The following is a 24,877-nucleotide window of genomic DNA, read 5'->3' as shown; positions in this document are numbered from 1 at the left end:
GCTGATTGCTTCGCTTGATTGCTCCGTCTCCTTAGGCAATTGACGATGTCGCCAGGGCTGCTCGCTCTGCACTGCAACGCTCGATGAATTCATCGACTGTCATTGTGCCGAGGTTTTCGCCGCTGCGAGTTCGCACGGCCACTGAGTCAGCTTCGACTTCCTTATCTCCCACCACAAGGAGATAGGGAACTTTCTGTAACGTATGCTCACGGATTTTAAAGCCGATCTTCTCGTTCCTCAAGTCCGCTTTAACTCGTAAGCCATTTTTTTGCAGCCGTTGCTCCAACTCAAGCGCATAATCACGCTGCGAGTCGGTGATAGTCATGACAACCGCCTGTTGCGGCGCAAGCCATAATGGCATAGCGCCAGCATAATGTTCAATCAAGATGCCAATGAAGCGCTCCATGGAACCAACAATAGCACGATGCAGCATTACCGGCGACTTGCGTTGTCCCTCTTCGGTCACATACTGAGCCCCAAGACGCTCTGGCATCATAAAATCGACCTGCATGGTACCGACCTGCCATTCACGCCCCAAGCAATCTTTCATATGATACTCGATCTTGGGGCCGTAGAACGCGCCTTCGCCAGGAAGTTCCTGCCATTCAACGCCGCAGCTTTTTAATGCACTACGTAACGCATCCTCTGCCCGATCCCAAACTTCATCACTTCCAATACGTTTTTCTGGGCGAAGGGCAATTTTAATAGCAATATCTTCAAAACCAAAATCGCTATATACCTTGAGCGCTTGGCGATGAAAATTAGTCACTTCAGGCTCAACTTGAGCTTCTGTACAAAAAACATGACCATCATCTTGCGTAAATGCCCGTACACGCATAATGCCGTGCAATGCCCCCGAAGGCTCGTTACGGTGGCATCCGCCAAACTCACCAAAACGTACGGGCAATTCACGATAGCTTCGCAAGCCTGAATTAAACACCTGAACGTGTCCAGGGCAGTTCATCGGTTTGAGAGCATACTCACGCTTTTCGGACTCGGTAAAGAACATGCCGTCCGCATAGTTATCCCAGTGCCCTGACTTCTTCCATAGTGAAACGTCCATAATCTGAGGACAGCGTATTTCTTGATAACCACCCTCTTTGTAGACGCCTCGCATATATTGTTCGATCTGCTGCCATAGCGCCCAGCCGTTTGGATGCCAGAAGATCATCCCCGGCGCCTCTTCCTGCATGTGGAAGAGATCCAACCGACGCGCCAACTTACGGTGATCGCGCTTCTCTGCCTCTTCAAGACGCTTAACATAAGCTTTAAGCTGTTTTTTATCACCCCATGCAGTGCCATAGATACGCGTTAGCATGGTATTGGCTGCATCACCACGCCAATAGGCGCCTGCCAACTTGGTAAGCTTGAAGGCTTTTAAGTGGCGAGTATTCGGTACGTGGGGCCCGCGGCACATATCGGTGTATTCTTCGTGATGATAAAGCCGAATGGTCGCGTCATCGGGGATATCGCGAACAATTTCCTGCTTGTAGGGTTCATCACGATGCAAAAAGGTCAGCATTGCCTGGTCACGATCAACATACTCGCGCACCACATCGTACTCACGCTCGATCAGTGACTGCATACGCGCTTCAATAGCTTCCAGGTCTTCCGGTGTAACGGATTGACCAAACTCAATATCGTAGTAGAAACCATCTTCAATAACTGGCCCAATGGCCATTTTGGCCTCGGGGTACATCTGCTTAACCGCATGACCAATGAGGTGAGCGCAGGAGTGGCGAATAATTTCCAGTCCTTCAGCGTCACGAGCAGTAATTATCGCCACCGTTGCGTCTTTCTCAATCAGGTCAGCGGCATCTACCAGCACACCATCGATCTTGCCAGCGATGCAGGCCTTAGCCAAACCAGGGCCAATGGATTCTGCGAGCTGCATAATGGTTAGTGGTGCTTCAAACGTCTTTTGACTGCCGTCGGGCAGAGTAACAATAGGCATTCGTGTTCCTTGAGCGCAGTGGTGATCCATACCAAGGATCACATTTCGCTATCAATGGTCGAGAGTATTAGGTGCTTTTTGAGGGTTGCCCAGCCTACCAGAATTTACCCAGCCGTAAAATAAAACGGGAGGCATAAGCCTCCCGTTTCGTGCTTAAAGGGCATTAATCACTGGCACAATGGCCTACCCCTTTAACGTAAAGCGATGCGTGGCTTAGTTCCACTCATCCATTTCTACACGACGGTTTTGTGCACGGCCCGCATCGGTATCATTGCTAGCAACCGGGCGCTCTTCGCCGTAGCCAACAGAACGCATACGGTTAGCACCTACGCCACGTTGGGCAAGGTAAGCAGCAACGGATTCCGCACGGCGCTGCGACAGATTTTTATTGTACTGAGCAGCACCGCGAGAGTCAGTGTGGCCTTCAATGCTCACACGCACATCAGGATTATTGACCAGGCGCTCTGCAACACCATCCAGAACACCTCGTGCTTGGGCAGTTAGCTGTGCAGAATCAAACTCAAAGTTTACGTCCTGCAACACAACGCTGTCAGGGCAACCTAGTGAGTTAACTGCAACACCTGCAGGAGTATTGGGGCACTGATCGCGATAATCCGGCACGCCGTCGTTATCAGAATCGAGTGGGCAGCCATTTGCGTTAACAGCTACACCAGCAGGCGTTCCCGGGCACTGATCACGGAAATCTGGCACGCCGTCACCATCGGAGTCCAGCGGGCAGCCTTCAGCATCCACTGCAACACCTGCGGGCACTTCACCAAAGCTTGGGCACTGCGGTGCTACTGGCTCAGGCGTACGGTCTGCACATAGCAGGCCACCGATCGCTGCACCAGCAGTTGCGCCAATAGCGGTATTTTCATCTTCGTCAGAATTGCCGCTCGTTGCGTAAGCAATACTGCCGCCGATAACACTGCCGGCCAATCCGCAAACGAAGGGATGTTGATACCAATCGCGATCGCTACTTGCGCTGGTTTGGCCAGATGATTGTGATGCTGAGCTGGCACAGCCTGATAAACCCACTACCAGTGCAGAACCGATTAGCAAGCCAGTCGTTGATTTTTTCATGCAAGACTCCTTCTTGATCCAATGCTGACATGGTCAAAAGACCAAATCTATCCCAATGCTTCTAATTCGCGAGAGCATCCATTTTTCGCTGCTCAGTACCATGGCAATATTGTACTTTCACCATATGCCTGAACGTTTGCCTATGATTAACGTTTAATCACCAGAAGGCAACAATGCCGAGATATCAACTTCTTGCCAATACCGACATTTTCAGCATAGCAAAATTGACGCCATAAGCGTCAAAAAACATAGGTTATCGTATTTATAGACCCCTATGCTCGTTAAACAGGGTTAATGAAGACCCATAGATCCTTTGGACCTCCAGTCAATTACCTTTTTTGCTGCCTCAAGTACGGCTGGACGCATGTCGTCCTCAACAGCAATACGCTCTTTATCTTCTTGCATTCGCTCTCGTGGCGTCAATTGCTTACGTGCGGAGTGAGTTTTTAAATGCCGAGTACGATTGTACACCTCTGCAAACGCTTGAAAGTCTGGACGCTCTGTTAGGCTAGAATCAATAATCTCAAGCAACACTTTGCATCGCCAAGCCCCTTCTGTAATGTCGACTTGCTCTTGCACCAGCGCGCTAACGACAAAATCAAGATTTTCCAGGCTGTTTTGATGAGCACGACGCTCTTCGTCTAGCCGAAACGCTTCTCGACGCTTAACCTCTTGGCGAAGTTTATAGGCATAAAAACCAAGGGCTGCAACGACAATAATTGCAACGATGAATAACAACAACGCTCCTGTAGAACTCATAACGCTCCTTTCACAACGGAGAGGCAGAAAGTTTGACGATAATTGTACACCCTATTTCCCCAACGAGACCAATTTCACAATTTTTTCATCTTTGTTACAGCACAACAACAAATAGCCTCTATTGTTTTTGACGAAGCAAAACCTCTAGTTACCACCGTACGTCAAGGGAACCTGAGATGACCTTAAATCACCCACCTCATTAAAGCACTGATTTAAATAACATTTCCAGCACCAAACAGCCCACCCCATACTCAAGGTCAAAGCTACTGCTCCAGCGGTATGCAACAGAGCCAGCCATAGCGGAAGCCACAGCAACACATTAGCAATGCCAAGCGCGGCTTGAGCAAAATAAGCAATTACCACCAATCTGAGCGCTCGCCCAACAGGCGCAACCGTACGATATCGCCACAATAGTGCTAACAAGACAATGCCGAGCACAAGCGCTCCAATACGATGCATAACGTGAATTGCCGTACGTGCATCGGCATGCAACTGTCCGTGTAAATAATTAGGGCCGACAGTTTGTGTCAGATGAAAGCCTTCGCTTATGTCCATTTCTGGCCACCACTGCGTATTGCAGGTCGGGAACCCTTGGCAGGCAATACCTGCATAGTTGCTGGTTACCCAGCCACCTAAAGCAAGCTGCAAAACTAATACCAACACGCCTATTACCCAGAGCGCATTAGCATTCTTAAATGAAGAGGTATAACGTGCGGGAAAAGAAGCATGCTCGGCACAGGCGGGCGCAGGTCTTGTCAAGCTGAGCCGAATTCGCAAATGCACCCAAAAAAACAGCATCAGCACACTTAGCCCACCCAACAAATGCAAAGTAACCACTTGTGGCCAAAGCTTTAGCGTCACTGTAAAAGCGCCAAACGCGCCTTGAAGCAAAATAACAACGAGCAAAGCAATACTTACTTTCCATGGAAACTCTGAACGCTTGCGCAATGAAAAACCTAGCGCCACTACGCTTAGAACGATAAGCCCTAAAAAACTTGCTACATACCGATGAGCCATCTCTACCCAGGCTTTAAAAGGCACAAGAGGTACATCCGGATGTTGTAGAGCAGCATGCTCGGCATCGGGGACTAACAGCCGCCCATAACAACCTGGCCAATCCGGGCACCCCAAACCAGCGTCAACTAAGCGCGTCCATGCGCCCACAAGAATCACTAACGCTGTCAGCGCAGTACCGATCAAGGTTAAACGTTTCAGCCATTGTAAGCGCCGCTCAGTAGAATATGGCACGTTGCTTCCTTACGACCTGCGAGGTCGAGCATGCAGAGTAACGATATATTTTCGCTATAGCGGATTAACCTTAAACAAATGACGTATATCATCGAGAATATCAGCTGCGGGCACTGCATTATTAAATGACAACGCTGGCCTGCCGAAAGGATCCATTAGCCAGACGCTATTTTCTTCTCGCCATGCAGGTTCTGCCAGCCAAAGACTAACCTTTTCACCTGGAAGCGCTTGTGCACTCCCGCCTATTCGCAGTCGCTCTAACCGAGGGGCTTCTCGACCCAACGCTCGATGCAGACGCCACAATTCATCCATGCGCTCATCACAGAGAGAAGTACAGTCAAATACGAGTGTCCATGCATCATTTTTTTCGGGTTGAGTGCTCAGAGGCCAATCATCTAGTACTGGTACGCTGACATGCACTTGACCATGGGCAGTATCTTCACTAGGTATGCCTATTTGCCATGTCAACATCATCCACGCAGTAACAATAGGCGCCGCGAATGCTGCAAATATCAGCAACAATTTAACTCGCGGATAACGAACTGGCTGGCGTTGCTCCATGCTTTTCCCCTCAGCAACCTGTAAGGCTATCTTTTGTAAGACTATCTTTGCGCAGGCGACGTCCCCCCAACACCATGACCACTGTCGCAGCAAGCGCCAACCCCCACCATTGAAAAGCATAGCCAAGATGGCGACTAGGCGGCATCACGTTAGCTTCCCACCAGGGCGCAAACACCCCCTCCCCCTGGTCAGCATGTAGCCAGCCGGTGTAAGTGAAGGCCGGCAATGTTGATTCCCACGGGGCTAAACTGATCTGCTGCAGTCTTAGCCCTTCCTTGTTTTTGCCATATAGAGGTCCACCGGATCGTGCAACCTGCCACTCGCCTGAAACGGTTACGCTGCCCTCTGGAGTATCCGCTTGTGGCGCCGCCCTACTTGGCCCTGTCTCAATAAACCCTCGCTGAATAAGCCACAACTGATCAGCACTGTCTCGGAAAGGCGTTAACACAGCCACGCCCAGACGCCCGTCTACAATGCGGTTATCCAGATAAAGCGTGTGACTAGCAAGATACTCTCCTTGCAAATGCAGCTCAGACCCGTCTTCTGGCATAGCAGTAGGCGATTTGACCAAAGGCGCTGCCTCCCGAGCGGCTAACAAAACTCGCTTGTCAGCGGCACGCTCCCACTGCCATAGTCCTAGGAAGATACCTAGCGAAACTAATACGCCCCAAAACACACACCAGACGTATAGACGTTGCGACCCAAAAGAGGTTTTCGTCATGTGGTTAAAGCTGCTCATTGGCCTAGTTTTTATTGGAATAGTCGCTAGCTTAGCGGCTGGCGCAGGTTTTTTATTAAAGGATGACAGCAGCTCGCGACGGCTACTAGCATCCCTTAAATGGCGCATTGGGTTAACATGCCTACTCATGGCCTTGTTAGTGTTTGGCTTCTGGTCGGGAGATTTAGGCTAATTGATTAGAAAACGTATACAAAAATAAATAAGCCAACCCATACAACATCTACAAAGTGCCAATACCAACAAGATGCTTCAAAACCAAAATGATGATCTTGGGCAAAGTGCCCTTTATGTATACGTATCAACATACTGGTTAAAATTAACGTACCTATAATGACATGAACGCCGTGAAAGCCCGTTAGAATAAAGAAAGTAGCGCCGAAGATCCCTGCCTCAAGCGTAATACCATAATGGTTATACGCTTCATAATATTCGACGCCCTGAATCATAATAAAACAGCAGCCCAGCAATACAGTACCTGCCAGCCAGTTTCTGCACGTTTTACGCTCGCCTAATTTCAAAGCTTCATGTGCAACCGTCAAAGTAATGCTCGACGTTACCAAAATGAGCGTATTGACGAGCGGCAATTGCCATGGACTTAAGACACTATCCGGGCCAGCCACCGACGAATCAGGAGGGTTTAACAACGGCCACTGAGCGACGAAATCAGGCCAAAGTAACGCAGAAACACCTTTTGCTCCTTCACCACCTAACCAGGGTATAGCGAACGTTCTAACGTAAAATAAGGCGCCAAAAAATGCGGCAAAAAACATCACTTCCGAAAAAATAAACCAGCCCATCCCCCATCGAAACGAGCGATCCATTTGGGCATCGTACAATCCGCTCATTGACTCGTGAATAACATCTCTGAACCAAAACCCCATGACGGTAATTACACAAGCCATACCGATTAGCATGAACGGGGTACCCGTGTCGTACACAAGCTTAATTCCTGTACCCACCATCATAGCCCCGAGCGCCAGCGAGCCTAGAATAGGCCATCGACTCTTTGCAGGAACATAGTAGCCGCCACTCATATCGAATCCCCTATCGTTTTGTTGTCATTCTTCGAGATGTCTTTTACTAAGTGATGAACCGGATACAAGGTATACACCAGCGTTATCGTATTAATATCCTCAGGAAGATCACGCGCTAGCTGGAATATCAGAGGAATCGTCAAACGCTCATCCCCTTGAAGCTGCTGCTCTTGGAAACAGAAACAGCTTATTTTTCTTAAATGCGTCGTAGCACTTGAAGGAGAAACGCTAGGTACAGCCCGCCCCCAACTTTCGACATGACTGTTGTTGGTAAACGTAAAATCAACTTCAGCTGTTTGACCTGGGTGCACACGCATTTGGCGGTTTTCGACGCTCATTCGCCATGGTAACCCCGCGCTACCTCGGGTAATGAACTGCACGGTGATATAGCGGGACTGATCAACTTCTTCATGAATAATGGCTTTAGCCGTTGTATCCACTTTGCCATTAAGGCCCGTCACACTACAAAACACGTCATAAAGAGGAACCAGTGCGAATGCAAAGGCAAACATCCCAATTAGCGCCGCCACTGTACGAATGACTGTCCGTTTAACCCCAAGTGATTGCACCGTATCGTTGACTGCCATATAGCCCCCTAGACCATTCACTGATGGACAGCTAATTAGTCATGATGATGGGTACGGTTAAATACTGGCGGTGTTTCAAAGGTGTGTAACGGTGCCGGACTGGGGACGCTCCATTCTAGGTCTTCTGCGCCTTCCCAAGCTTTTGCTGGTGCTTTTTTACCTCCTCTCACACACATCACCACAACCAATACAAACATCAGCTGTGACGCTCCAAAAAAGAAGGCACCAATGCTGGAGAGCAAATTGAAATCCGCAAATTGTAATGCATAGTCGGGAATACGCCTTGGCATGCCCGCCAAGCCTGCGAAATGCATAGGGAAAAACGTTAGATTAACGCCAACAATAGAGCACCAGAAATGGCATTGAGCAAGTCGCTCGTTAGGATAGTGGCCTGTCCATTTGGGTAGCCAATAGTAGACGCCAGCCATAATGGCAAAAATAGCCCCCGGCACCAGCACATAATGGAAATGCGCCACGACAAAGTAGGTATCGTGATATTGGAAATCCGCAGGTGCAATAGCCAACATTAGTCCTGAGAAACCGCCTATGGTGAATAGCACGACGAAAGCCAAAGCAAACAGCATGGGCGGTTCAAAACTGATCGAGCCACGAAACAGCGTGGTCACCCAATTAAACACTTTCACGCCAGTGGGCACAGCGATCAGCATGGTCGAATACATGAAAAATAGCTCCGCTGTTAGCGGAAGGCCGACGATAAACATATGGTGTGCCCACACTAAAAATGACAACAGCGCGATAGCTGCCGTGGCATACACCATTGATGCGTATCCAAACAAAGGCTTACGCGCGAAGGTAGGAATAATGGCTGAGACAATACCAAAAGCCGGCAAAATCATGATGTAAACTTCAGGATGGCCAAAGAACCAAAATAAGTGCTGGAAAAGCACTGGATCACCGCCACCCGCGGCGTCAAAGAAACTGGTACCGAAGTTAATATCCATCAGCATCATGGTAATAACGCCCGCTAGTACAGGCATTACCGCAATCAATAGAAAAGCCGTAATTAACCATGTCCATACGAACAGCGGCATATCCATCATGCGCATTCCAGGTGCGCGCATATTCAGAATGGTCGCAATAATATTTATAGCCCCAAGAATCGAGCTAATGCCTGCAATGTGCAGGGCTAAAATAAAGAATGTTGTGGAGGCAGGTGCGTAAGTCGTCGATAATGGCGCATAAAATGTCCAGCCAAAATTGGGCCCGCCGCCCGGCATAAATAGTGTAGAAAGTAGCAATGTAAACGCCACCGGAAGCAGCCAGAAACTAAAGTTATTAAGCCTGGGCAGCGCCATATCCGGCGCACCAATCTGAAGCGGAATCATCCAATTGGCTAGACCAGTAAACGCTGGCATTACCGCAGCAAACACCATGATTAATCCATGCATGGTGGTCATTTGGTTGAAAAATTCCGGTTCTATAAGCTGTAAACCAGGTTGAAATAGCTCGGCTCTCACTACTAGGGCAAATATGCCTCCAACAAAAAACATAGTGAGAGAAAAAATCAGGTACAGAGAACCAATTTCTTTATGGTTGGTTGTCAGAACCCATCGCAGTATCCCTTTGGGCTGAGCCGCATGGTCGTGATGAGAATGACCGCCAGCCGCTGCAGTGGAGCTATGTTGCAGCGAGTGTTGAGGAGGTAGTTTGGGCGCCATGAGCATCTCCGCCTGATTTATTGTTAGTACCTTAAATTATTGTGCAATACGTTCGGCCACCACAGCTGGCTGCACCACATCACCTGTCTCATTGCCCCAAGCATTGCGGGTATAAGTAACAACAGCAGCTATTTCGACAGGATTTAACGTACTGCGGAATGCTGGCATAGCAGCGCCAGAAACACCGTTAATAACCCGATCCATATGCCAATCCAAATCACTAATTAATTGATTATTATTGGCTAGTGCAGGAAATGCGGGTGGCGCCCCCTGACCTTCGCTTTGGTGACAAGCAGAACAGATAGTCTGATAAACGGTCTCTCCCCGCGCCATCAAATCCTCCATCCCCCACTCTCGGTCAACCCCCATAGCCTCTTGCTCTGCGGCTTCTTTACGTTCTGCCAACCATACTTCGAACTCTTCTTCTTCCATCGCATGCACAACCACTGGCATAAACCCGTGGTTAACGCCGCAAAGCTCAGCACACTGACCACGATAGATGCCCGGTTCATTTATTTTCACCCAATTCTCATTGATGAACCCAGGAATCGTATCCTGCTTAACGGCTAGTTCAGGCACCCACCAAGAGTGAATAACGTCATCCGACGTCATTAAAAAGCGCACTTTACGATTGATCGGCAGTACCAATGGCTCATCTACGTCTAACAAATAGTGTTCATCTCTCGATTCTTCTCCACGAATTTGTTCAGTTGGTGTGCTCATATTTGATGTAAACGCAACATCTTCACCAAGGTACTCGTAGCGCCAGCGCCATTGTTGGCCAGTAATCATCACATCTAGATCAGCTTCTGAAGCGTCGTACATACTCTTCAACGTCGCCGTCGCGGGCACGGCCATTCCAATCAAAACCAGAATAGGAATAGCGGTCCAAAGAATTTCAACGGAGGTATGCTCATGAAAATTCGCCGCTTTTTCCCCTTTTGAGTGTCTGTATTTAAATAGTGAGTAAAACATCACCCCAAATACAATCACTCCAATTACCACGCATACCCAAAAAATCGCCATATGCAGCCCAAAAATATCTTGGCTGATATCGGTGACCCCAACAGGCATATTCCAGCCATTAGCATGAGCTTGAGTGATACTGAAGGCACTGGTAATGGTTAGCAGCCATTGCCACGATAGATGCATAGAAACCTCCGTTATTATTGTTGTTCTCGCCAACCTTTTTATTAGGTCAGGATTAACTGATTAACGTCAGTATAGAAAACATGTGGCATTCGTCACGAACAACTATCGTGAGGTGTATCAACGCTTCATCGCGACGCAATCACTGCAATCCCGACCAAAATCAAAACAAATACGAGCGTGATTACAATCCCCGTCACAATAAAGGCCGCGGGGTTACCGCTAGAAAAATCCTGTTGCCGCTTGAGGTCATTTTGTACGCCTAGCAGTGCTGACAGTACTGATTTAACGACTGACCACATTGAGCCTCTCCTCGTTATCCCGTATTGCGTCGCCTGAATTAACAACTCTTCTGCAGAGCTTTAGCTATAGTTGAAGATAGGAGAACTTGTGAAGAATGCCTCACAAATTGAAAAACTCGATAGGAACCTAATATGGACCATACAAACAAAAAGCAGCCCTCATCCATCAACGACACGAACCAAGATATCGTAGCTTGGTGGCAGCATTACTGCCTATTGAGCACCATGCCAATGGTACGTTGTCAGATTGCATGGCTTGAGAGCGTGACAGAAGCCATGCAGCTGGAGGCTGAGCTTTTCCAAGCTATCGCTGAAAGTAGCGAAAAACTGACGCTATGCCTGACTGATGACAAAGAAAACTGCAGCGCTAAAGAACTCACTGAGCATTACCAAGAAATGGTCAAAACGCTTACCGATGCTAACCTTGAGCGTTTTGCTAAGGTATCTCAGCTTTCCCATGAGTTTCGACGTAGCCTTTGGGAAGAAATCTAACAATTTGGGATTAAGCTTGCGGCTTGCTGTCGTGCCATTCACACTACGCACGCTTTGCTAAGAGCAGCTTTTGACTGGTGATGGAGCCTAATATGCCCAAATGTCGTGGATTTATTTCGTTGTTCTCGTTAATAACCGTGGTCTTAGTATCGTTGACTGGCTGCACAACTTACACTTGGCCGGATGGATCGCAAGAGACTGTGCTGGGTGTGCCCCCAGAAGAAGAAAACCGGCGTTATGAAGAGCAGCGCGCCGACGGAGTACGCTATCGCATACCAGGTAAAATACCTGAAGAGCAAACGGAATGACCTTCTTCGATCTGGCTTCTCTTTAAACGGTGTTATTAACGTTACCTTCGTTTTGTAGATGCCGTTGCCTGAGCGGTAATTGGATCTTCTGGCCAGGGGTGTTTAGGGTAGCGGCCACGCATCTCTTTACGCACCTCTGGATAGCCATTCAACCAAAAACTGCGTAAATCCTGAGTAACTTGAAGCGGCCTTTTTGCCGGTGAAAGCAGATGAATGACAACAGGCACATGTCCGTCCGCTACGGCGGGAGTATCCTGCCAGCCAAACGCTTCCTGTAACTTCAAAGCAAGCACTGGCGGCCTTCCTGTTAAGCAGGGCTCATAATCAATTGCTGCTCGATTACCGCTAGGAGCCATTATTGTCGATGGTGTTAAACGCTCAAAATGGGTTTGCGCATCCCAACTGAGCGTTGCTATTAAGTAGGTATGGAATGGCATTTTTTCTAGCTGACTGAAGCGCGTTATACCCGTCATGTAGGGTGCCAGCCATACGTCCAAACTGTCCAATAGCGCGCTCTCTGACCAGTCAGGCCATACGTTAGAATAAATACTCGTCACTAGCGCCATTCGGCCCTGTAACTGCTTAACCTTGCCATTAAAAAGCGCCGTAGGGCGTTGTTTTAATGCGCGCAGCAGTGCCTGCTGGACAGCCTCTCCAGACAACTCCGCTAAGGGCCGACGTGCCAACACAAGCTCACCATGGCGCTGAACAGCTTCACCAAGAAGCTTTCCTTGGGCATCTGACCAAGTAACACGCTCCTCCCACTGTTGAGTTGCCGGGTAAAGTTCAATAAGCGCTGTCTGCGTAATCGGTTCTGCTAGGTAAATTGTTGCCTCACTACTGGCACTCTCTACGCTAACAGCGACGATAAATGCTTCATTCGCTAGGGGGTGGCTAACGGAGAGCGTGGCGGTTTTGCCATTGGACAGCTTGAACCGACCTGGACTGATGAATTGACCAACGCGATCCGGGTAAGCCATCGCCAGCAGATAGCTAAGCGGCTCAAGCGGTAGCTTATCTGACATCTGAAGGCTAGCCATGTCCATAAGGCGCTTGGTTTCTCGTTGCCATTGAGGAAATCGCCAGGGCTGGCTAAGCCGCTGAGCCAGCGCATCTCTTAGCGAGCCACTGACACGCTCTCTACCCTCTAGCAGAGCTGCTAAAGCACAGGCGAGCGGTACTGCATTCAATGACGCTGCTTTTGACAGCATGACCGCTAAACGAGGTTCAAGCGGCCAACGCGCACTTTGCTTACCTAATGGTGTTAATAAACCCGCTGTATCAAGAACACCAAGCTGACGAAGCAAAGCCTGACTACTTTGCCATGCGCCGATAGGCGGTGGTGTCATCCAAACTAACTCTTCTGGCGAACGCGCTCCCCATGTGGCAACTTCCAGCGCTAGCCTTGATAAATCAGCTTGGGCTATCTCAGGTTCACCGTAAGCAACCAGTGGCTGCTCTTGAGACCACAAGCGATAACATACACCCGGCTGTTGCCGCCCTGCACGACCACGGCGTTGATCAGCGCTGGCACGATTGACTCGCCGGGTAGTCAGTCGAGTGAGCCCAGTTCGCGGCTGAAACAGCGGTACACGCTCCAAGCCAGCGTCAATAACCACATTAACGCCATCAACTGTCACGCTGGATTCCACAATGGCCGTCGCTACAATCACCCGCTGGCGAGTTTCGTGTAACTTCAATGCAGCTTGCTGCGCCTCAATAGGCATGCCGCCATGTAATGCGCGCACCTCAATATCAAAGGTGCTATTTTCCAGCATTTGCACTAGCCGAGTTATCTCTGCCACCCCAGGTAAAATCACCAGTACGTCGCGGCTATTGGGATTCGCCAAGGCTTCGGTTACCACTCGGTAAGCGGCAGTGTCTAACGCTTCATCACTGCTAAAAGGGCGATAATACGTTTCAATTGGGAATTCACGCCCCGTACTTTCAATCACGGATGTATCGCTGCCCAGTACGCTTTTTAACGCAGCAACATCTAACGTCGCAGACATCACCATCAGTCGTAAGTCATCGCGAATGCTTTGCTGAATATCCAGCGATAGCGCCAGCCCAAGATCTGCTTCTATGCTGCGCTCATGGAACTCATCGAAGATGATACCGGCGACGCCTTCGAGCAGAGGATCATCTTGCAACATACGCGTTAGGACGCCCTGGGTGACCACCTCCAAGCGTGTGTGCGGGCCCACTTTGCTGTCCCCTCGCATACGATAGCCAACTGTCTTACCGACAGGCTCATCAAGCTGCGCGGCCATAAAGCTTGCCGCTAAACGAGCAGCTACCCGTCGAGGCTCTAACAACACTATCTTTTGGCCCTGCGCCCATTGGCTGTTCAGCAAGGTCAGCGGAACGCGGGTTGTCTTACCCGCCCCCGGCTGGGCGACTAAGATTAGGCGGTTATGCTCATCGAGAGCCGTCTGAATCGGCTTGAGGTGCTGTTCAATAGGAAGCGTAGACATCGCCAATATGGGCATAGCAGCTAAACTGATGAGTCGTTTGATAAATGCGACGCTGAAATACCGCATCCTTTCAAAATAACATGCTCAAGGAAACGGCAAATAGACTCGAAATCCGTTTCGCTGAGCACTTCAGTCCCTAATATCCCCGTTACCTGCGCGCTGTATTCCGTGTAATGTTGGGTGGCCGACCAAATCAAGAATATAAGCCAGCGTGGATCAATATCATCCATTTTCCCTAGCTGAGACCACTGGTGAATAATTTCTGCACGGGAAGCTACCCACTCTTTCAACTCACCAGAGAGGTAATTACTCAAGAAAGGCGCACCAGCCAAAATCTCGGCGGCAAATAGCTTTGAACCTTCGGGGTAACGCTGACCCAGCATCATTTTGGTACGAATAAAATCGCTTAATACCTTAGCTGGATCACTTTCAGGTGTTATGTCTTCAAGTACCGCATTCCACCGGTTCATCATTCGATTAAGCAGCCGTACATAAAGCAGCTGCTTACTGCCCATGTAATAGAGAATATTCGCCTTAGGAAGACCTGCTATATCGGCGATTGCCTGAAGGCTGGCACCACGATAACCATGTTGAGAAAACACCTGCTCCGCAGCGCTCAGGATGGTCTGTTCAATGCGATCTCTGCTGGCATTTTCATGGTTAGCGGTATCCGCTGTCATTGATTAAGCTCCTTTAATAAGCGCTTTTGATAAGCACCAATGGTCAGCCCATGGGACTTATTACATTAAATTGGTTTATCGACGCTTTCCGTGTAAGTGCACAGACAGCGGCGCTAGCAACAAATTCTTGCAAGGTGCGCTTTTTTGTCTCAAGCTAAACGATATTGACCGATCGGTCAGAACAATCATAACGGAGTTTGGCATGGCTACGATTGAGTTCCTGCTCAACGGCACCCCCAAGCAGTGTCATGTACCCCCTGACACCAGCATTCTAACGCTGTTGCGTGATCATTTGGGCATCACTGGTACAAAAGAGGGCTGCGCATCGGGTGATTGTGGCGCTTGTACAGTCGCAATCAATAATCCAAGCGACACACAAAGCCGCTTTTTAAGCGTCAACGCGTGTATTACCCCGGCTCATCAACTTCACGGTCAGCACGTCATTACCGTCGAAGGGCTTGCGACTGAAGGCAACTTGCACCCAGCTCAACGCGCAATGATCGAGTGCCATGGCAGCCAGTGCGGATTTTGCACACCAGGAATTGTCATGTCTTTGTTTACACTGCATGCCAATCAGCAACAGCGCCCCTCGCCTCTTACACCAGAAACACTTGAAGCCACATTAGGTGGAAATTTATGCCGCTGCACGGGATACCGACCTATTCGTGACGCCGCATTGAGTATGCAAGATTTCTCTTGGGAAGCACCTCTGTGGTTCGATGCGTCTCAGCCAGCCAGTCACCCGCTTCATGTGCCGGAGTCAATCGCAAAGAGTGAACCACTGTTCGTACAGCCAACCACCTTGGCTGAGTTGGCCGACGCAAGATATCGCTATCCTGATGCACGCCTTGTAGCTGGCGCAACAGATCTATGGCTGGAAAGCACTCAGCGCCTTACCGCATTGAACCAGCTTATTGATATCACTCGCGTGGCTGAATTGCGCCAAATTGAAGAGGCGACATTCCAAGCTCAACCAGGTTGGTGGATAGGCGCTGGGGTAACATACACGCAGCTTGAGCCGTTATTAAACAGTCACTTTCCTGCGTTTGCACACCTCCTTCACAGGCTTGGCTCCCAACAAGTTCGTAACCGGGGAACGCTCGGCGGCAACATCGCCAACGCTTCGCCAATTGGAGATACGCCACCTGTACTACTGGCGCTCAATGCCTGGGTAGAACTTACCAGCCATGTCGGTACTCGCCAGCTGTTGCTAAATGATTTTTTTATCGACTATAAAAAAACAGCGCTGGCTGCTGATGAAGTCATCAGTCGTATTTTTATACCTCAACTGGCTGAATCAGCCACACTAAGGGTTTGGAAGCTTTCTAAACGACGCGAGGATGACATAACGGCGGTATTAGGTGCGTTTTGCTACCGTGTTAATCAGGGTGTGATGGAGGATGTTCGCATTGCCTTTGGCGGTATGGCTGCCACTCCCAAGCGAGCGAGTCAAACAGAAGCTGCGCTAGAGGGCCAGCCCGTTTCCAAAGCTAGCTTTCAAGCAGCCCAGCAAGCCCTTGCTGAAGAGTTTCAGCCAATGAGCGATGTACGGGGCAGCCAATACTACCGAGAACAAGCCGCACTCAACCTATTAGAACGCCTCTACTTATCGCTTTCGTCACCCAACCAGGAGGTGATGCTCCATGCGTACGCTCACTAAACTTGATGGCGACAGCAGCCGAGCTCGTCGAGAATTACATGACCATATCCAAGGGTCAGGCCCGCTTGCCCGCCATACTGTCGATAGCCACGGTCAGCGCCAAGCAGGCACCGCTAGCTTCCATGAAAGCGCTGAAAAACACGTTACCGGCAAGGCCGCCTACATTGATGACCTCCAAGCACCGGCAGATGCCCTGCATGTAGCTCTGGGACTTTCTCCTGTTGCACACGGCACCCTGACCGCGCTTGATCTCGAAGCAGTTAAACAAGCCCCTGGGGTTGTCGATGTCATCACTTTTCACGATGTGCCCGGTCATACGGATATCGGCCCTGTCTTTCCAGGCGACCCCATTTTTGTTGATCAAGAAATTAGTTACGCAGGCCAGTGTATTTTCGCCGTTGCCGCTACCTCGCTTCAGGCTGCTCGCCGAGCGGTAAGGCTGGCCAAGTTAAGTATTGATGAACAACCAGCGAGCCTCGACCCTGTTGCTGCTGCCGAACGCAATGATGTGGTTCGCCCTACACATATTCAGGAGCGGGGCGATTGGCAAGCGGAACTGCGCCAAGCCGAGCAAACGGTTGAGGGCGAGCTTTTCATCGGCGGACAGGAACATTTTTACCTGGAGGGACAAGCGTGCCTGGTTCTGCCCACTGAAGATGAAGGGGTCATTGTCCATACCTCTAACCAGCACCCTAGTGAGACCCAAAAACTTGTCGCTGAAGTACTGGGCATTCCCTTTCACGCTGTCACCGTTGAAGTACGCCGAATGGGCGGCGGTTTTGGAGGCAAAGAAACTCAAGCATCTCCTTGGGCTTGCATGGCAGCCATTATTGCCCGCAGAACCGGAAAAGCCACACGTATACGTCTACCACGAAGTGATGATATGCGCGCGACCGGTAAGCGGCACCCTTTTCATAATCGTTACCGACTAGCCATTAATCGGCAAGGCATCATCCAGGGGGGAGACATAACAGTTATTGGTGACTGCGGATACTCACCTGACCTTTCGGACGCCATCGTTGACCGGGCAATGTTCCATGCCGACAACGCTTACTCATTAGGCAATGCTCGCGTCACCGGTCATCGAGCTAAGACCCATACCGCTTCTAACACGGCTTTTCGGGGTTTCGGCGGCCCTCAGGGCATGATGATTATCGAAGCTGCAATGGATGACATCGCGCGCCAAGTCGGTGAAGACCCTCTCACCATACGCAAACGAAACTTCTATCGCGATGGGCGAGACGTCACCCACTACGGACAGCCAGTGGATCAAAAGCAGTTACTCCATACGCTGATTGATACATTGGAAAGCAGTAGTGATTACTGGGCGCGCCGTGCGGCTATTAAGGCATTTAATAGCAACAGCCCCATTATTAAAAAAGGGCTCGCGCTGACGCCAGTGAAGTTTGGCATCTCATTTACCGCCCAGCACCTCAATCAGGCCGGTGCGCTGCTGCATGTGTATACCGATGGCAGCATCATGATCAATCACGGCGGCACCGAAATGGGCCAAGGACTGCACACCAAGATTTGCCAAGTAGTGGCTCGCGAGCTTGGCTTGGACTTAGATAGCGTGCGGATTAGTGCAACTCGCACGGATAAAGTACCCAATACATCCCCTACGGCGGCTTCAAGCGGTGCCGACCTCAATGGCATGGCGGCGCGAGATGCCGCCAGTAAATTGCGCGAAAGGTTGTTCGACTTTGCCGCGATGCATTTTGAAGGTGGCTTAGACCGAGAAGGCATGCGCCTGGAAGATGGCATGCTGATTGCGGGGATTAATGAGAGCGAGCGTCGCATCCCTTGGGGGGAGCTTGTTCAAACGGCCTACCTCAATCGCATCTCGCTTTCAGAAAAAGGCTTTTATGCGACACCATTGATTCATTACAACCGTGCAACGGGCCAAGGCCGCCCTTTTTATTATTACGCGTTTGGAGCAGCTGTTGCCGAAGTAAGTGTTGACACACTGAGCGGCGAATATCTAGTCAACCGCGTTGACGTGCTGCATGACGTTGGTAATTCGCTAAACCCTGCCATTGATATCGGCCAAGTAGAAGGTGGCTTTATCCAGGGAATGGGCTGGCTAACCAGTGAAGAGCTTAAATGGAGCGATAAAGGCGTGCTGGTTAGCGACGGGCCTGCGACCTATAAAATACCCACGTTTGGTGATCTTCCCGCTATTTTTAACGTTGAACTATTGGAAGGCCACCCAAACTCCATGGCAAGCCTATATCGTTCTAAAGCCGTTGGTGAGCCACCGTTTATGCTTGGTATCTGTGTTTGGTCTGCACTACGTGATGCGCTTTCGAGCTTAACCAATTACCAGCAGTCTCCCCATCTCGACACTCCCGCAACCCCTGAGCGAGTGATGCTGGCTGCAAACGCAATTAGAGAAAAAGCGCTATGACACAGCCCCCAGCAGAAACTTGGCACGCGGCACTCGATCGCTTGCAGCGTAGCGGTGTTCCCCACGTATTGGCCACTCAGGTAACCAGCGCGGGTTCAACCCCTCGTGAGCCCGGTGCGCGCATGGTGATCACCCAAGAGGCGGTCTATGACACGCTAGGTGGAGGCACTTTCGAGTGGCAAACTATCCACGCTGCTCGAGACTTTTTACAGCAAGGCCGCGCAGGCTTTCACTTAGAGGCATTCTCGCTAGGTGGCCGCAGCGGCCAGTGCTGTGGCGGTTATGTCAATGTGCTGCTGGAAGTGTTTCCTGGTGCCGCTACCAATATCGCTTTATTTGGTGCTGGCCATGTCGGACGAGAGATCGTAAAGCTTAGCGAACCGCTACCCTGGCAAGTACACTGGTTTGATAGCCGAGCAGATGTATTTAACGAACGCGATCAGCAGCAATCCCGACTCAGTTGCCATACGCTGAGTAGTCCACAGGAGGGAACTTCAGCCCTGCCACCCTACTGTCATGCATTGGTATTAACCCACAACCATGATGAAGATTACGCCCTTATCACCGCTTTACTACAGCGCCACGACATCGCCTCGATAGGACTAATCGGCTCTGATAGCAAATGGGCAAGTTTCCGAGGACGACTGCAGCGCGAAGGCTACACCGCTGAAGAAATAGAGCGTGTACGCAGCCCCATTGGCTGTATTCATAACACTAAACTTAGCAACAAAACCCCCTATGCGATTGCTTTGACGGTGGTAACCGAACTGCTTTGGCTAACGGACAAGCCAGCCTCACTAGAAATGCGCGGCCTTGAGCCGAACGCAATACGTGCAATTGTTGACGATACGAAAACGACTCAGAGTTAATATGAATTCTTCAATCGATACGCTCATCCGCGCTGAAATTGTCAGCTTTGCACGCGATCCAGGTAATGATGACCTACCTCAGCCAGGTAGCCTAGAGCATTATGGCGACGGGCTACTGTGGCTAAAAGGCAGCCATATTCAGGCTGTCGGCCACTATGGTGATCTCGCTGATCAACTGCCAAGTGACGCCCATGTTATTGATTATCGCGGCAAGTTGATTATGCCCGGTTTTATCGATACTCACGTTCACTATGTTCAGCTAGACATCATGGCTTCCTACGGCCGACAGCTACTTGATTGGCTAAATGATTATACGTTTCCTGAAGAGTGCCGTTTTGCCAATCATGCGCATGCAGAAGCGCTATCGAACGCTTTTCTAGATGAAATGCTTCGCGCGGGAACGACAACAGCCCAAGTATTCGGCTCAAGCCATCCTGGCTCAGTGGATGCGTTCTTCACCGCCTGCCAAAAACGTCAGCTACGTATGCTGGTCGGCAAAGTATTAATGGATCGCAACGCACCTGACGCCCTAATGGATGGCGTATCAGGGATTGCAGACACTGAGCGTCTTATTCAAGACTGGCATGGCAATGGCCGACTAGGTTATAGCGTCACACCACGCTTTGCGCCCACCTCTACCAAAATGCAAATGGATGCTGCCGGCGCCCTCTTGCGTAATGACTCTAGCCTTTGGCTGCAAACTCACTTGGCTGAAAACAGTGGGGAATTAGACTGGGTAGCCGAATTATTTCCTGGTAGCCGCGACTACTTAGCCGTTTACGAAGAAGCGGGGTTAGTCGGCCCTCGCAGTACCTTCGCGCACGGCATTCATCTGGATAACGATATGCGTAAACGCTTGGCGGATCGAGGCGCCAATATTGCCTTTTGTCCAAGCTCCAATCTTTTCCTAGGCAGCGGATTATTTGACCGAGAAGCAGCTAAACAGACCGGCATGGCATTTACCTATGCTAGCGATATCGGCGCAGGCACCGATTTATCAGGATTTGGAACGCTTAAGGCAGCCTACCAAGTGGGCCAATTAGGGGGACAGCCTCTCACCGCATGGCAAGGTTTTTACGGTTTAACCCATGGCAATGCAAAAGCGCTTTCACTAGATACCCATATCGGCCAGCTTGCCCCTTCGTACGAGGCTGATTTTGTAGTCATTGATCCTCATGCGACATCACTGTTGAAGCGCCGTATCCAACACAGCAAAACACTCGGCGAGCGTTTATTTGCGCTGATGATGCTCGCTGATGATCGCGCTATCTATGAAACTTGGTCAAATGGACAGTGCCAACACCAACGGGATTAATTTCGTCATTCCCGCATGCCCTTAGCGGGAATCCATGTTGAGCTGGGGGTTCGGGCCGCTGCAGGTCAAGGTGGATTCCCGATAACCCCACTCGGGAATGACGGTGCGGTGGCTCGGGAATGGCGGTGCGGTGCACGTGTCGGGAGGTGACCGCTTTGTGATAGGGGGTAGAGGGTGCTTTTTTCTTCCGCACAAACAAAAAACCCAGCCGGTTGGCTGGGTTCTTTGTTCAATAAGTGCCTGACGATGACCTACTCTCGCATGGGGAGACCCCACACTACCATCGGCGCTAAGCGGTTTCACTTCTGAGTTCGGCATGGGATCAGGTGGTTCACGCGTGCTATGGTCGTCAGGCGTAACTTGTAATGCATATCATGCTGACGTGTTTTGTGGCGTCTCTCGTCTCCTGTCACCGACAGGAAGCGCGTATCCGGTTTTCATTATCACTGCGACCAGACCCCTTGGGTGTTATAGGGTCAAGCCTCACGGGCCATTAGTACACGTTAGCTCAACGCCTTGCAGCGCTTCCACACCGTGCCTATCAACCAGCTGGTCTCGCTGGGCCCTTCAGGAGGCTCTAGGCCTCAGGGATGTCTCATCTTGAAGGGGGCTTCCCGCTTAGATGCTTTCAGCGGTTATCCCGTCCGCACATAGCTACCCGGCAATGCCACTGGCGTGACAACCGGAACACCAGAGGTGCGTCCACTCCGGTCCTCTCGTACTAGGAGCAGCCCTTCTCAAACATCCAACGCCCACGGCAGATAGGGACCGAACTGTCTCACGACGTTCTAAACCCAGCTCGCGTACCACTTTAAATGGCGAACAGCCATACCCTTGGGACCGACTTCAGCCCCAGGATGTGATGAGCCGACATCGAGGTGCCAAACACCGCCGTCGATGTGAACTCTTGGGCGGTATCAGCCTGTTATCCCCGGAGTACCTTTTATCCGTTGAGCGATGGCCCTTCCATACAGAACCACCGGATCACTAGAACCTGCTTTCGCACCTGCTCGACGTGTCTGTCTCGCAGTCAAGCACCCTTATGCTCTTGCACTCACTGCACGATGTCCGACCGTGCTGAGGGTACCTTCGTGCTCCTCCGTTACTCTTTGGGAGGAGACCGCCCCAGTCAAACTACCCACCACACACTGTCCTCGATCCGGATAACGGACCTGAGTGAGAACGCCAATGATGCCAGGCTGGTATTTCAAGGTTGGCTCCCCTCGAACTGGCGTCCGAGATTCAAAGCCTCCCAGCTATCCTACACAGGCAACATCAGCGTCCAGTGTGAAGCTATAGTAAAGGTTCACGGGGTCTTTCCGTCTAGCCGCGGGTACACCGCATCTTCACGGCGATTTCAATTTCACTGAGTCTCGGGTGGAGACAGCGTGGCCATCATTACGCCATTCGTGCAGGTCGGAACTTACCCGACAAGGAATTTCGCTACCTTAGGACCGTTATAGTTACGGCCGCCGTTTACCGGGGCTTCAATCAAGAGCTTCGGACGAATCCTAACACCATCATTTAACCTTCCGGCACCGGGCAGGCGTCACACCCTATACGTCCGCTTGCGCGTTAGCAGAGTGCTGTGTTTTTACTAAACAGTTGCAGCCACCTGGTATCTTCGACCGGTTCGGGCTTAGAGAGCAAGTCTCGTCACCCTACGCCGGCGTGCCTTCTCCCGAAGTTACGGCACCATTTTGCCTAGTTCCTTCACCCGAGTTCTCTCAAGCGCCTTGGGATTCTCACCCTGACCACCTGTGTCGGTTTGGGGTACGGTCGCACATGATCTGAAGCTTAGAGGCTTTTCCTGGAAGCGTGGCATCAATGACTTCCTGACCGTAGTCAGTTCGTTTCGTGTCTCGGCCTTAAAGGGTCCCGGATTTACCTAAGACCCAAGCCTACTCACTTTCACCAGGACAACCAACGCCTGGCTCACCTAGCCTTCTCCGTCCCCCCATCGCAATCATGTCCGGTACAGGAATATTGACCTGTTTCCCATCGACTACGCCTTTCGGCCTCGCCTTAGGGGCCGACTCACTCTGCTCCGATTAGCGTCGAACAGAAACCCTTGGTCTTCCGGCGAGGGAGTTTTTCACTCCCTTTATCGTTACTCATGTCAGCATTCGCACTCGTGATACCTCCAGCAGACTTCTCAATCCACCTTCATTGGCTTACACGACGCTCCTCTACCGCTCACACATAGTGTGAACCCGTAGCTTCGGTACCTGGTTTAGCCCCGTTACATCTTCCGCGCAGGCCGACTCGACTAGTGAGCTATTACGCTTTCTTTAAAGGATGGCTGCTTCTAAGCCAACCTCCTAGCTGTCTGAGCCTTCCCACATCGTTTCCCACTTAACCAGGATTTCGGGACCTTAGCTGACGGTCTGGGTTGTTTCCCTTTTCACGACGGACGTTAGCACCCGCCGTGTGTCTCCCACGCTTGCACTCACCGGTATTCGGAGTTTGCCTCGGGTTGGTAAGTCGGGATGACCCCCTAGCCGAAACAGTGCTCTACCCCCGGCGGTGATACGTGAGGCGCTACCTAAATAGCTTTCGAGGAGAACCAGCTATCTCCGAGCTTGATTAGCCTTTCACTCCGATCCACAAGTCATCCAAATCTTTTTCAACAGATCCTGGTTCGGTCCTCCAATTGATGTTACTCAATCTTCAACCTGCTCATGGATAGATCGCTCGGTTTCGGGTCTATATCCAGCGACTGTGTCGCCCAGTTAAGACTCGGTTTCCCTACGGCTCCCCTAAACGGTTAACCTCGCCACTGAATATAAGTCGCTGACCCATTATACAAAAGGTACGCAGTCACAGAACAAGTCTGCTCCTACTGCTTGTACGCACACGGTTTCAGGATCTATTTCACTCCCCTCTCCGGGGTTCTTTTCGCCTTTCCCTCACGGTACTGGTTCACTATCGGTCAGCCAGGAGTATTTAGCCTTGGAGGATGGTCCCCCCGTCTTCAGTCAAGGTTTCTCGTGCCCCGACCTACTCGATTTCACATGATCAGATTTTCGACTACGGGGCTATCACCCACTATGGCCGCGCTTCCCAGCGCATTCGCCTAATCAGTCACATGCTTAAGGGCTGGTCCCCGTTCGCTCGCCGCTACTAGGGGAATCTCGGTTGATTTCTTTTCCTCAGGGTACTTAGATGTTTCAGTTCCCCTGGTTCGCCTCTTACGCCTATATATTCAGCGCAAGATACTCATCTTATGATGAGTGGGTTTCCCCATTCAGAAATGCCCGGGTCACAGGTTGTTTGCCACCTCGCCGAGCCTTATCGCAGGCTTCCACGTCTTTCATCGCCTCTGGCTGCCTAGGCATCCACCGTGTGCGCTTCATTGCTTGACCCTATAACCCGAAGGAGTCTGGTGTCTCGCAATGATAACGATTGCCGGATACGCTTGAGACGTATCACAAAACAATTACGTATAAACGCTTTAAAACGTTTATGTCAGCATGATATACATTGTTAAAGAGCGACTGTTCGATGAACAGTGATAAGGCAACGCAATCTTAGCGTTTGACTTATCAGTGGTCACAAAACATCAACAAACGGT

General features: G+C 50.6%; 20 protein-coding genes and 2 rRNA genes. 7 read left to right on the top strand and 15 right to left on the bottom strand.

Annotation, left to right across the window (positions count from 1 at the left end):
* Positions 1 to 31: 31 nt before the first annotated feature.
* The 6 genes from thrS to NDQ72_09530 form a co-directional block, all read right to left on the bottom strand.
* Complete coding sequence (gene thrS / locus NDQ72_09555; GenBank protein ID WKD30163.1) at positions 32 to 1,954, bottom strand: threonine--tRNA ligase; 1,923 nt, start codon at positions 1,952 to 1,954, stop codon at positions 32 to 34.
* A 213-nt stretch (positions 1,955 to 2,167) separates the two neighbouring features.
* The gene (locus NDQ72_09550; GenBank protein WKD30162.1) at positions 2,168 to 3,037 is read right to left on the bottom strand and encodes an OmpA family protein; all 870 of its coding nucleotides are present in this window, start codon (positions 3,035 to 3,037) and stop codon (positions 2,168 to 2,170) included.
* 291 nt (positions 3,038 to 3,328) lie between these two features.
* Entirely contained in the window at positions 3,329 to 3,796 is a 468-nt protein-coding gene (locus NDQ72_09545; protein ID WKD30161.1) for a DUF2489 domain-containing protein, read from the bottom strand.
* A 144-nt stretch (positions 3,797 to 3,940) separates the two neighbouring features.
* The gene (locus tag NDQ72_09540; GenBank protein WKD30160.1) at positions 3,941 to 5,044 is read right to left on the bottom strand and encodes a COX15/CtaA family protein; all 1,104 of its coding nucleotides are present in this window, start codon (positions 5,042 to 5,044) and stop codon (positions 3,941 to 3,943) included.
* 54 nt (positions 5,045 to 5,098) lie between these two features.
* Positions 5,099 to 5,605 carry a hypothetical protein gene (locus tag NDQ72_09535; protein WKD30159.1) on the bottom strand — a complete coding sequence of 169 codons (507 nt, stop codon included), beginning with the start codon at positions 5,603 to 5,605 and terminating at the stop codon, positions 5,099 to 5,101.
* A gap of 10 nt (positions 5,606 to 5,615) precedes the next feature.
* Positions 5,616 to 6,326, bottom strand: coding sequence for an SURF1 family protein (locus NDQ72_09530; protein ID WKD30158.1), 711 nt, complete (start codon positions 6,324 to 6,326; stop codon positions 5,616 to 5,618).
* On the opposite strand from NDQ72_09530, the gene NDQ72_09525 reads away from it, so the two are divergent.
* Complete coding sequence (locus tag NDQ72_09525; GenBank protein ID WKD30157.1) at positions 6,325 to 6,516, top strand: DUF2909 domain-containing protein; 192 nt, start codon at positions 6,325 to 6,327, stop codon at positions 6,514 to 6,516. The genes NDQ72_09530 and NDQ72_09525 overlap by 2 nt on opposite strands.
* Positions 6,517 to 6,520: 4 nt before the next feature.
* On the opposite strand, the gene NDQ72_09520 is transcribed toward NDQ72_09525, so the two are convergent.
* The 5 genes from NDQ72_09520 to NDQ72_09500 form a co-directional block, all read right to left on the bottom strand.
* On the bottom strand, positions 6,521 to 7,378 hold the full coding sequence (locus tag NDQ72_09520; protein ID WKD30156.1) for a cytochrome c oxidase subunit 3: 858 nt from the start codon (positions 7,376 to 7,378) through the stop codon (positions 6,521 to 6,523).
* Positions 7,375 to 7,965, bottom strand: coding sequence for a cytochrome c oxidase assembly protein (locus NDQ72_09515; GenBank protein ID WKD30155.1), 591 nt, complete (start codon positions 7,963 to 7,965; stop codon positions 7,375 to 7,377). Before NDQ72_09515 ends, NDQ72_09520 begins: the two co-directional genes overlap by 4 nt.
* Before the next feature lie 35 nt (positions 7,966 to 8,000).
* Complete coding sequence (gene ctaD / locus NDQ72_09510) at positions 8,001 to 9,644, bottom strand: cytochrome c oxidase subunit I (GenBank protein WKD30154.1); 1,644 nt, start codon at positions 9,642 to 9,644, stop codon at positions 8,001 to 8,003.
* A 36-nt stretch (positions 9,645 to 9,680) separates the two neighbouring features.
* Positions 9,681 to 10,796, bottom strand: a complete 1,116-nt coding sequence (gene coxB, locus NDQ72_09505; protein ID WKD30153.1) for a cytochrome c oxidase subunit II — start codon at positions 10,794 to 10,796, stop codon at positions 9,681 to 9,683.
* Positions 10,797 to 10,921: 125 nt separating this feature from the next.
* Complete coding sequence (locus tag NDQ72_09500; protein ID WKD30152.1) at positions 10,922 to 11,095, bottom strand: DUF2970 domain-containing protein; 174 nt, start codon at positions 11,093 to 11,095, stop codon at positions 10,922 to 10,924.
* A gap of 132 nt (positions 11,096 to 11,227) precedes the next feature.
* On the opposite strand from NDQ72_09500, the gene NDQ72_09495 reads away from it, so the two are divergent.
* Together NDQ72_09495 and NDQ72_09490 are read left to right on the top strand one after the other, a co-directional pair.
* Positions 11,228 to 11,587 (top strand): hypothetical protein, encoded by a 360-nt coding sequence (locus tag NDQ72_09495; protein WKD30151.1) that lies wholly within the window; start codon positions 11,228 to 11,230, stop codon positions 11,585 to 11,587.
* A gap of 92 nt (positions 11,588 to 11,679) precedes the next feature.
* Entirely contained in the window at positions 11,680 to 11,895 is a 216-nt protein-coding gene (locus tag NDQ72_09490) for a hypothetical protein (protein WKD30150.1), read from the top strand.
* 41 nt (positions 11,896 to 11,936) lie between these two features.
* On the opposite strand, the gene hrpB is transcribed toward NDQ72_09490, so the two are convergent.
* Both hrpB and NDQ72_09480 read right to left on the bottom strand, forming a co-directional pair.
* A complete protein-coding gene (gene hrpB / locus NDQ72_09485; GenBank protein WKD30149.1) occupies positions 11,937 to 14,372 on the bottom strand; it encodes an ATP-dependent helicase HrpB in 2,436 nt (811 codons plus the stop codon).
* Positions 14,373 to 14,392: 20 nt separating this feature from the next.
* Positions 14,393 to 15,052 carry a TetR family transcriptional regulator C-terminal domain-containing protein gene (locus NDQ72_09480; protein ID WKD30148.1) on the bottom strand — a complete coding sequence of 220 codons (660 nt, stop codon included), beginning with the start codon at positions 15,050 to 15,052 and terminating at the stop codon, positions 14,393 to 14,395.
* A gap of 202 nt (positions 15,053 to 15,254) precedes the next feature.
* Between NDQ72_09480 and xdhA the strand changes: the two genes are divergently transcribed.
* From xdhA to guaD, 4 genes are read left to right on the top strand one after another with little or no spacing between them, the layout of a single operon-like run.
* Positions 15,255 to 16,712, top strand: coding sequence for a xanthine dehydrogenase small subunit (xdhA, locus tag NDQ72_09475; GenBank protein WKD30147.1), 1,458 nt, complete (start codon positions 15,255 to 15,257; stop codon positions 16,710 to 16,712).
* Complete coding sequence (xdhB, locus tag NDQ72_09470) at positions 16,696 to 19,119, top strand: xanthine dehydrogenase molybdopterin binding subunit (protein WKD30146.1); 2,424 nt, start codon at positions 16,696 to 16,698, stop codon at positions 19,117 to 19,119. The genes xdhA and xdhB overlap by 17 nt, the downstream gene beginning before the upstream one ends.
* Complete coding sequence (gene xdhC, locus NDQ72_09465) at positions 19,116 to 19,988, top strand: xanthine dehydrogenase accessory protein XdhC (protein ID WKD30145.1); 873 nt, start codon at positions 19,116 to 19,118, stop codon at positions 19,986 to 19,988. The genes xdhB and xdhC overlap by 4 nt, the downstream gene beginning before the upstream one ends.
* Before the next feature lies 1 nt (position 19,989).
* Positions 19,990 to 21,303: a guanine deaminase gene (guaD, locus tag NDQ72_09460; protein ID WKD30144.1), complete on the top strand. Its 1,314-nt coding sequence runs from the start codon at positions 19,990 to 19,992 to the stop codon at positions 21,301 to 21,303.
* A 238-nt stretch (positions 21,304 to 21,541) separates the two neighbouring features.
* Here the strand turns inward: guaD and rrf are convergent.
* Positions 21,542 to 21,657, bottom strand: a 5S ribosomal RNA gene (gene rrf / locus NDQ72_09455).
* A gap of 118 nt (positions 21,658 to 21,775) precedes the next feature.
* Positions 21,776 to 24,668, bottom strand: a 23S ribosomal RNA gene (locus tag NDQ72_09450).
* Between the last annotated feature and the right edge of the window lie 209 nt (positions 24,669 to 24,877).

The organism is Halomonas sp. KG2 (genome assembly GCA_030440445.1).
Classification (GTDB): domain Bacteria; phylum Pseudomonadota; class Gammaproteobacteria; order Pseudomonadales; family Halomonadaceae; genus Vreelandella.
The sequence above is the reverse complement of the archived record's forward strand: the minus strand, read 5'-3'. Positions and strand labels throughout refer to the sequence as shown.

Excerpts from the sequence above, each read along its gene's own strand:
- thrS (WKD30163.1), bottom strand. The coding sequence starts at position 1,954 with ATGCCTATTGTTACTCTGCCCGACGGCAGTCAAAAGACGTTTGAAGCA.
- NDQ72_09550 (WKD30162.1), bottom strand. The coding sequence starts at position 3,037 with ATGAAAAAATCAACGACTGGCTTGCTAATCGGTTCTGCACTGGTAGTG.
- NDQ72_09545 (WKD30161.1), bottom strand. The coding sequence starts at position 3,796 with ATGAGTTCTACAGGAGCGTTGTTGTTATTCATCGTTGCAATTATTGTC.
- NDQ72_09535 (WKD30159.1), bottom strand. The coding sequence starts at position 5,605 with ATGGAGCAACGCCAGCCAGTTCGTTATCCGCGAGTTAAATTGTTGCTG.
- NDQ72_09525 (WKD30157.1), top strand. The coding sequence starts at position 6,325 with ATGTGGTTAAAGCTGCTCATTGGCCTAGTTTTTATTGGAATAGTCGCT.
- NDQ72_09530 (WKD30158.1), bottom strand. The coding sequence starts at position 6,326 with ATGACGAAAACCTCTTTTGGGTCGCAACGTCTATACGTCTGGTGTGTG.
- NDQ72_09520 (WKD30156.1), bottom strand. The coding sequence starts at position 7,378 with ATGAGTGGCGGCTACTATGTTCCTGCAAAGAGTCGATGGCCTATTCTA.
- NDQ72_09515 (WKD30155.1), bottom strand. The coding sequence starts at position 7,965 with ATGGCAGTCAACGATACGGTGCAATCACTTGGGGTTAAACGGACAGTC.
- ctaD (WKD30154.1), bottom strand. The coding sequence starts at position 9,644 with ATGGCGCCCAAACTACCTCCTCAACACTCGCTGCAACATAGCTCCACT.
- coxB (WKD30153.1), bottom strand. The coding sequence starts at position 10,796 with ATGCATCTATCGTGGCAATGGCTGCTAACCATTACCAGTGCCTTCAGT.
- NDQ72_09500 (WKD30152.1), bottom strand. The coding sequence starts at position 11,095 with ATGTGGTCAGTCGTTAAATCAGTACTGTCAGCACTGCTAGGCGTACAA.
- NDQ72_09495 (WKD30151.1), top strand. The coding sequence starts at position 11,228 with ATGGACCATACAAACAAAAAGCAGCCCTCATCCATCAACGACACGAAC.
- NDQ72_09490 (WKD30150.1), top strand. The coding sequence starts at position 11,680 with ATGCCCAAATGTCGTGGATTTATTTCGTTGTTCTCGTTAATAACCGTG.
- hrpB (WKD30149.1), bottom strand. The coding sequence starts at position 14,372 with ATGTCTACGCTTCCTATTGAACAGCACCTCAAGCCGATTCAGACGGCT.
- NDQ72_09480 (WKD30148.1), bottom strand. The coding sequence starts at position 15,052 with ATGACAGCGGATACCGCTAACCATGAAAATGCCAGCAGAGATCGCATT.
- xdhA (WKD30147.1), top strand. The coding sequence starts at position 15,255 with ATGGCTACGATTGAGTTCCTGCTCAACGGCACCCCCAAGCAGTGTCAT.
- xdhB (WKD30146.1), top strand. The coding sequence starts at position 16,696 with ATGCGTACGCTCACTAAACTTGATGGCGACAGCAGCCGAGCTCGTCGA.
- xdhC (WKD30145.1), top strand. The coding sequence starts at position 19,116 with ATGACACAGCCCCCAGCAGAAACTTGGCACGCGGCACTCGATCGCTTG.
- guaD (WKD30144.1), top strand. The coding sequence starts at position 19,990 with ATGAATTCTTCAATCGATACGCTCATCCGCGCTGAAATTGTCAGCTTT.